Below are 7,392 nucleotides of genomic sequence, written 5' to 3' on the forward strand. Positions count from 1 at the left end.
CGCCTGGGCCTCCTGGCACAACGCCACCGCCGGGGCGGGCGGCGGCCCCGGGCAGCCGCCGCTCCTGGGCGGCGACGGCGTCGCGCAGCCGGTCGCCGCTGACCTCGACGGTCAGCCGGCCGCGGCGCACCTCCGCGGTGACGTTGTGCCAGGAGTCCCAGTCGTACGAGGCGGGCAGCGGCGTCACGGTCTCGCCGCGGCTGCGGCCCCGTACGACGACGTCGGTGACCAGCGCGCCGCGGGCCCGGTCGAGCCAGACGGTGGTGTGGTTGCGCGGGTCGCGGTAGCCGACGGTCAGACCCGCCGCGCCGTCGGCGGACCCGACCCGGAGGTCGGCCTCGGCGCGCAGGTCGCGCGGCGCGTCCTCGTCGGTGACGAGGAACGCCGGGCCGGCAGCGCCCCGGTGGCCGGCGTACGGGCCGGAGTCGGCGTCGTCGGCCGGCGACCAGCCGCCGGTGTCCGCGCCCTCGGCGCGCCAGCCGTCGAGCGAGCCGCCGGCGAAGGTGCCGCCGGCGTCCCAGTCGGTGACGGGGGCGCGCTGCGGGCCCTCGGAGGGGCCGGCGCCGGCGCGGACGACGGGCCAGCCGTCGATCCAGTCGAGCCGGTCCATGAGCATGGGGCGCCGGGTGAGCTGGCGGTCGAGGCCCGGGAAGCGGTCGAGGTCGGGGTTGTCGGCGGGGATGCCGTGGTACGTCAGCCAGTCCTGGCCGGCGAGGTCGGTGGCCAGCCCGTTGTGGCCGGGGCCGATCCAGCGGTTGCCGCCGGCGCCGACGACGACGGCGCCCTTGCTGGTCGGCGCCATCAGGTCGACGCCCTCGTCGTCGCGGAAGGGGCCGGTGGGGCTGGTGGAGCGGCCGGCCTTGACCTGGTAGCCGCTGTACGCGCCGTCGCAGCAGCCGGCGTCGGAGTAGAAGAGGTAGTAGAAGCCGTCGCGGCGGACGACGAACGCGCCCTCCATGCGCCGGCCCTGCGCGACGCGGGTCACCTCGCCGGTGATGCGGGTGCGCTCGGCGTTCATCTCGGCGACGCAGAGGATGTCGTAGCTGCCCCAGTACAGGTACGTGCTGCCGTCCCGGTCGGTGAACTGCGCCTGGTCGATGCCGCCGGTGGGGCAGCCGCTGGGGCTGGGCAGCACCGGGCCGGTGTCCGTCCACGGGCCGGTCGGGGTGGGCGCGGTGGCGGCGCCGACGGTGTTGCGGCCGGGGACGGAGTAGGAGAGCGTGTAGCGGCCGTCGTTGTAGCGGATGTCGGGGGCCCACAGCCGGGAGCCCTCGTGCCAGTCGGGCTGGGTGGCCGGGGTGAAGACCTCGCCGGCGTACTCCCAGTCCACCAGGTCGGCGGAGCGGAGGATGGGCAGCATCCGCTCGCCCTGCTCACCGCCGGACTGGAAGACGGGGTTCATGGTGCCGTAGGCGTACCAGTAGCCGTCCTTGCCGCGGATCGTCACGGGGTCGGGGAAGGTGTCGACGACGCCTTCGGTGACCGGGTTGGTGTACGTCCCGGGGGCGGCGCCCGGCTCCGCGGCCGGCCCGGCGCTCCGCTCCGGCACCGGGGCGGCGGCCGTCGCCGACGACAGCGGCAGCAGTCCCGCGAGGAGCGCGCACACCAGCAGCGCGGTCCGTGTCCACGTCCGTCTCATGCGGTGGTTCCTTCCGGTTCGAATGCGCTGAGGGTCGGGTCATGGTCGAGGGCGCCGACGTCGTACATCGGCGTCATCCAGTGGTAGAAGTTGTCGCCGCGCTCGCGCAGGAGGTCGTAGAGCCGGCGCAGCATCCGGCGGCGTACGGGCAGCATTTCGGGGTGCGCGTAGCGGTTGGTCAGCTCGTGCGGGTCGGCGGCGAGGTCGTACAGCTCGTTGACCGACTCGGGGTTGACGACGAGCTTGTAGCGGTCGTCGCGGATCATGCGCTGCGGGTACGGGAAGTGGTGGCCGTGGAACTCGGCGAGCAGCTCCGCGGGCCACTCGGGGTGCTCGCCGCGGACCAGCGGCAGCAGGCTGCGGCTGTCGACGGCGGGCGCGGTGTCGCAGCCGGCCAGCTCCAGGATGGTGGCGGTGCAGTCGGTCAGCGTCACGAACTCGTCCCTGACCTGCGGCGGTGCGCCGGGGACGCGGACGATGCCGGGGATGCGGTAGATGTCCTCGTACATCGCCGGGCCCTTGTCGTGCAGCCGGTGGGCGCCGGTGAACTCGCCGTGGTCGGCGGTGAAGAACACCGCGGTCCCGTCGGTGAGGCCCAGCTCGTCGAGGCGGGTGAGGATGCGGCCGATCTGCTCGTCGATGAGCGTGACGTAGCCCCAGTAGACGGCGATGAGCTTGCGGGTGACCTCGATGGGGATGGTGTCGAAGGTCCAGTGCGCGCTGTAGTTGCGCTGGACGGCCGGCTTGCCCTCGAAGGTCTCGGCGATCGACGGGGGCAGGTCCACCAGGTCGGGGTCGTACATGTCGTGGTACTCGTCGGGCAGCAGGTAGGGCAGGTGCGGGCCGAAGAAGTGGGTGGCGAGGAAGAACGGCCGGCCGGTCTCCGCGTACGTCTCCAGCTGCTCGATGGCGCGGGTGGCGAGGTAGTGCTCGAAGGTGGCCTCGGCCGGCTGGTGGAGCCGGGCGGCGAGCAGGTTGCCGGGGTTGCCGTTGGGGGTGGTGCCGCGGATCGGCTCGGAGATCCGGTACGGCGGCAGGTCCCGCTCGGCCAGGTACGCGAGGTAGTCGGGGTGGTCGACGGGGTTGTGCCAGCCGGGCAGGTCGGGTCCTTCGAAGCCGTAGGAGGCGGCGTTGCGGTGGGTGCCGCCGTGCCACTTGCCGACCAGCCCGAGCCGGTAGTCGCGCTCGGCGAGCGCGCCGGGGAAGGTGAACGCGTCGTGGCGCAGGTCCTCCAGATAACCGACGTTGCGCTCGTAGTTGGCGAGCAGCCGGTGCCGGAACGGCGCCTGGCCGGTCAGCAGGCTGGCCCGGGCCGGGGTGCAGATGGCGGTGGGGGTGTAGCACCGCTCGAAGCGGGTGCCGGTGGCGGCCAGCCGGTCGAGGTGGGGGGTGGCGACGTGCGGGTTGCCGTAGCAGCCCAGGGTGTCGACGCGGTGCTGGTCGGTCATCAGGAAGAGCAGGTTCACTTGGTGGACGCCTTCGTGTAGAGATCGCCGAGGTAGTACTCCGCCGGGTCGGGGGCCTGTTGGAGCTGGCCGGTGCCGACGAAGAACTCGGCGAGTTCGTCGAGCCAGTCGCCGACGGTGCCGTCCTTCGTCTTGGCGACGAGGTCCTTGGTGGCCAGGACCTCCTGGTTGGCGGCGTCGGCCTCGACCTTCTCCTCGTCGAGCTTGAGCATCGCGGCGGTCTCGGCGACGGACTCCCCGGGGTTCTCGAAGCGCCAGTCGTTGGCCTCCTGCAGCACCCCGACGACCTTGGTGGACAGCTCGGGGTCGACGTCGGTGCCGGCGACGAAGGCGGTGGGGAAGTAGCTGTCCGCCATGTCCCGGGTGCTGGCGACCTCTTCGAGGTCGGGGACCTTGGCCTTGATCTCGTCGATCATCGGGTACCACAGGCCGGCGCCGTCGATCTGCCCGGAGGAGAACGCGGAGACGATGGTCGCGGGGTCCATCGGCACCTTCTCGACGTCGTCGATGGACATCCCCTCCTCCTGGAGGGCGAGGTTGAGCGCCATGTCGCCGGAGGTGCCCTCGGGGACGCCGACCTTCTTGCCCTTGAGGCCGGCGAGGGAGGTGATGCCGGGCTGGGCGATGACGCGGTCGGCGTAGCCGAGGGTGTTGACGGCGATGACGTCGGCCTTGCCGGAGGCGGGCAGCCACATGGCGCCGGGGCCGATGTAGCCGAAGTCGAGGTCGCCGGCGCCGAGGGCCTGGATCTGGATGGGGCCGTTGTTGAAGACGGAGACCTCGGCGTCGAGGCCGGCCTTCTCCCACAGGCCCTGCTTCTCGGCGATGGCCAGCAGGCTGGCCCCGTTGTAGTCGTTGATGTAGCCGAAGCGGACCGTGGAGCCGTCTCCCCCGCCGCCGCCGTCGTCGGAGCAGGCGGCAACCGGGAGTGACAACAGAGCCACCGTGAGTGAGAATGCGAGGGTGCGACGGGTCGCGCGCATGGCGGAGGGTCCTTTCGGTGTGCGGAGAGGGCTGAAGTCTGCGGAGGCTTACGGGTACGGGTACGGGTACGGGTACGGGTCAGGCGGCGGCCGGGGCGGCGCCCTGGTGGTAGACGGAGTGCCAGACCTCGTTGCGTATCCGGCCGAACTCGGGCGACAGCCGGATCTCCTCGGTACGGGGGTAGGGCAGCGCGACGTCCACGACGCGGTGGATGCGCCCCGGGCGGGCGGCCATCACCACCACCCGGCTGGCCAGGTACACCGCCTCGTCGACGTCGTGGGTGATGAACATGACGGTGCGCTTGTCCCGGCTCCAGGTGTCGAGGAGCTGGTCCTGCAGCTGCACCCGGGTCAGCGCGTCGAGCGCCCCGAACGGCTCGTCCATCAGCAGCACCCGGGGGTTGACCGCGTACGCGCGGGCGATGGCGCAGCGCTGCTTCATGCCGCCGGACAGCGTCTTGGGCAGCGCGTCGGCGAAGTCGGTGAGGCCCACCAGCTCGATGGCGTGGTCGGACCGCTCCCGGCGCTCGTCCGCCGCCAGGCCGGCGAGCCGCAGCCCGAACTCGACGTTCTGCCGCACGGTCAGCCAGGGGAAGAGGGCGTACTGCTGGAAGATCACCCCGCGCTCCGGGCCGGGCCCGGTGACCGTGCCGCCGTCGACCAGGACCTCGCCGGAGGTGGGCTCGTCCAGCCCGGCGGCCATGTTGAGCAGCGTGCTCTTGCCGCAGCCGGAGGGACCGACGACCGTGACGAACTCGCGGTCGGCGATGTCGAGGGACACCCCGTCGAGGGCGGTGAAGTCGGCGCCCTTCATCGGGAAGGTCTTCACGACGTTCCGGAAGGAGATTTTCTCGGTCATCTGCGCTCCTGCCAGCCGGTGAGACGCCGCTCGGCGAGCAGCAGCAGCCGGTCCATGACCAGGCCGAGCACGCCGATGGTGATGAGTCCCACGAAGATGGTGTCGAGGTCGTAGTAGGTCTGGGCGTGCTGCATGCGGAAGCCCAGGCCCTCCTGGGCGGCGATCAGCTCCGCGGCCACCACGGTGGCCCAGGCGGCGCCGAGGCCGATGCGCATGCCGACGAGGATGAACGGGGTCGACGCGGGGATGACGACCTTGAGGAAGATGACGCGGTCGGAGGCGCCGAGCACCCGGGCGGCGTTGATGAGCGTGCGGTCGACGTCGACGACACCCTGGAAGGCGGCGACGACGCAGGAGAGGAACGCCGCCAGGAAGATGACGAAGACCTTCGGCGTCTCGCCGATGCCCATCAGCACGATCGCCAGCGGGATGAGCGCCAGCGGCGGGATGGTGCGGAAGAACTGGATGTACGGCTCCAGCAGCCCGCGGGCCGTGGGGTACCAGCCCATGAGGAAGCCGACGGGGATCGCCAGCGCCGTGCCGAGCGCGAAGCCGGTGAAGACGCGGCGCAGGCTGGCGAACAGGTCGTCGGCGAGGGTGCCGTCGGCGATCAGGTCGCCGGCCTGCCGCGCCACGGCGACCGGCCCGGGCAGGCTCTCGACGTTCAGCGCGGCCAGCACCGCCCAGACGGCCACGCCGGCCACCAGGGCGATGAAGTTGAGCACGAGGGGGTGGACCCCGCGGCGCCGCTCGGTGCGGCGCGTGCGCGGCTGGGCGGCCTGCTTCCGGGGTGTCTTCCGGGATGTGGTGGTCACGGCCATACGCACCTCGTTCGTCTCACGCGTGTCACGCGTCGTCCTCGGGATCGGCTTCTGCGGGGTAGTGGGAGAGCAGCGGGGATTCGTGCAGGACCAGCGCGATGGCGCCCAGCGCGCCGCCGGTGGCGCCGAGGGCGGCGGGGCGCAGCACCACGCGGTCGCGGGAGGCGGGCATGATGTGGGCGGCGAGCGCCTTCTCGACGGGGCCGGTGAGGGCCTCGCCGGTGCGGGCGAGTTCGCCGCCGATGACGATCACGCCGGGGCCGATCGCGTTGCAGACGGCGGCGAGCACGGTGCCGATGTGGGCGCCGGCCACGGCGAGGACCGCACGGGCCGCGGGGTCGCCGGCGGCGAGTGCGGCGGTGAAGGCGGCGAGGTCGTCGGCGCGGCCGCCGGCGGCGCGGTAGGCGTCGAGTACGGCGCCGACGGAGGCGACGGTCTCCAGGCAGCCGGTGCCGCCGCACTCGCAGGGGGCGCCGGACGGGACGGCGGTGACGTGGCCGAGTTCGCCGGAGAGCCCGAAGGCGCCGCGGTGCAGCGAGCCGCCGACGACCAGGCCGCCGCCGACGCCGTGCGAGACCCGTAGGTAGAGCACGTCGGCGTCGTCGGCCGCGGCGCCCCAGGTGGCCTCGGCGAGTGCGGCGAGGCGGGTGTTGTTGTCCAGCAGGACGGGCACGCCGAAGCTCTTGCGGAGCAGTTCGGAGAGGTGGTCGAGGCGCCGGCCGCCCGCGGTGCGGTCGCCGGGGGCGCCGATGGGGCCGACGACGCCGACGCCGACGGCGTCCAGCGCGCCGAGGCGCAGCGCGCCGCCGGTGAGGGTGCCGACGAGCCGTTCCGCGAGCCGTACGCGCTCCTCCCAGGACAGGTCGGGGGCGTGCTGCTCGCTGGCGGAGCCGACGATCTCGTGGGCGACGTTGACGGCGGCGACGTGGACGGCGCGGCGTGCGAAGTCGATGCCGAGTGCCTGCCCGGCGTCGGGGTTGAGGGACAGCTTCTCCACGGGCCGGCCGCGGCGCCGTTCCTCCGCCAGCGGCACGGCGGCGACGACGGCGCCGTTGGCGATGAGGTCGCCGACGATGTCGTAGAGCGTGGTGCGGGAGAGCCCGCAGCGGGTCCCGAGTTCGCCGCGGCTGAGGGGGCCGTGCTTGCGCAGCAGCGAGAGCACGAGCTCCTCGTGCTCGCGGCGGAGGCGGGAGAGGGGGCCGGCGGAGGGGTGCATGGCCGACAGCATGGGGACGCCCCGAGTTTTTCGTCAACAGGTCGGAAAAAAGAAACGCACGGCCGCGGGACTCCCGGCACAGCACGCCGTTGCGCCCGGCGCACGATGACTCCCGTCGCGACCTGCGGTGATGCCCGGAGACGCCGATCCGCGGGCGCGTGCGGCCCGACCGGATTATTTTTCCGACCTGTTGACGAAAATCTGCGGGCGTTCGCATGCTGTGCGCGACGACAGGTCAGGGGCCGCCGGCGCGAGCGGCACGACGAGGGAGGACGAGAGAAGATGACCCACTCAGCGAGCGGTTCGTCCATCGGCCGGCGGTCACTGCTGGCCGGCGCCGGCTCCGTGGGAGCGGCGGCGGCGCTGGCACCCGTGCCGGCCGCGGCGGCGGCCGGGTCCGCGTCCGGG

6 protein-coding genes are annotated in these 7,392 nt (G+C 72.8%); all 6 read right to left on the minus strand.

Annotation, left to right across the window (positions count from 1 at the left end; translation table 11 throughout):
• The coding region (locus ABD317_RS31205; RefSeq protein ID WP_344294296.1) for a family 43 glycosylhydrolase at positions 1 to 1,639 on the minus strand (1,639 nt) is incomplete at its 3' end.
• Positions 1,636 to 3,105, minus strand: a complete 1,470-nt coding sequence (locus tag ABD317_RS31210) for a sulfatase family protein (protein ID WP_344294298.1) — start codon at positions 3,103 to 3,105, stop codon at positions 1,636 to 1,638. The genes ABD317_RS31210 and ABD317_RS31205, both read right to left, overlap by 4 nt.
• Positions 3,102 to 4,088: an aliphatic sulfonate ABC transporter substrate-binding protein gene (locus ABD317_RS31215; protein WP_344294300.1), complete on the minus strand. Its 987-nt coding sequence runs from the start codon at positions 4,086 to 4,088 to the stop codon at positions 3,102 to 3,104. The genes ABD317_RS31210 and ABD317_RS31215 overlap by 4 nt, the downstream gene beginning before the upstream one ends.
• A gap of 79 nt (positions 4,089 to 4,167) precedes the next feature.
• Positions 4,168 to 4,947 (minus strand): ABC transporter ATP-binding protein, encoded by a 780-nt coding sequence (locus ABD317_RS31220; protein ID WP_344294302.1) that lies wholly within the window; start codon positions 4,945 to 4,947, stop codon positions 4,168 to 4,170.
• On the minus strand, positions 4,944 to 5,768 hold the full coding sequence (locus ABD317_RS31225) for an ABC transporter permease (RefSeq protein ID WP_344294304.1): 825 nt from the start codon (positions 5,766 to 5,768) through the stop codon (positions 4,944 to 4,946). Before ABD317_RS31225 ends, ABD317_RS31220 begins: the two co-directional genes overlap by 4 nt.
• A gap of 25 nt (positions 5,769 to 5,793) precedes the next feature.
• Entirely contained in the window at positions 5,794 to 6,996 is a 1,203-nt protein-coding gene (locus ABD317_RS31230; RefSeq protein ID WP_344294307.1) for an ROK family protein, read from the minus strand.
• Positions 6,997 to 7,392 lie beyond the last annotated feature (396 nt).

The sequence above is a fragment of the Streptomyces synnematoformans genome (assembly GCF_039531005.1).
GTDB classification, from domain to species: Bacteria; Actinomycetota; Actinomycetes; order Streptomycetales; family Streptomycetaceae; genus Streptomyces; species Streptomyces synnematoformans.